This window comes from Paraburkholderia sp. LEh10, from assembly GCF_017814945.1.
Taxonomy (GTDB): Bacteria; Pseudomonadota; Gammaproteobacteria; order Burkholderiales; family Burkholderiaceae; genus Paraburkholderia.
The window spans coordinates 1-387 of record NZ_JAGIPX010000260.1 but is presented as its reverse complement, the minus strand read 5'-3'; the positions used below and the strand labels follow the sequence as shown (position 1 = coordinate 387).

General features: G+C 63.3%; 1 pseudogene. It reads right to left on the bottom strand.

Features of this window, described 5'->3' with window-relative positions:
* Positions 1–387 (bottom strand): annotated as a pseudogene (locus tag J8I87_RS44260) (adhesin); the annotation flags it as partial.

Sequence of the window (387 nt, the reverse complement as noted above, 5' to 3'; positions counted from 1 at the left end):
CGAAGCCGAGATCGCCGTGCCGCCGACCGGCGCGAAGCCCGCCGTGCCCAGCGTGGTCGAGTTCGCCACCGCGTTCGAGCCCAGCGCCACCGAGTTCGCCGTCGTCGCGCTCGCGTTGCCGCCGATCGCCACTGCGTTTGCACCCGTTGCCACCGAATCGGCCAGCGTCGAGTTCGCGTGGAAGTACTTGATGCCGCCACCGTTCTGGACGTTGTTGATGTAGTTGGCGATGTTCGTGATATTGCCCGTCGCCGTGCTGATGTTGTTGACGGTGTTGCTCAGGTTCGCCAGGTTGTTGCTGACGTTGTTCACCTTCGCATCTTCCGACGTCAGCTGGCTGACATTCACCGCATCGGTCGCATTGAGACCCGCCGCCACGTTCGTGAT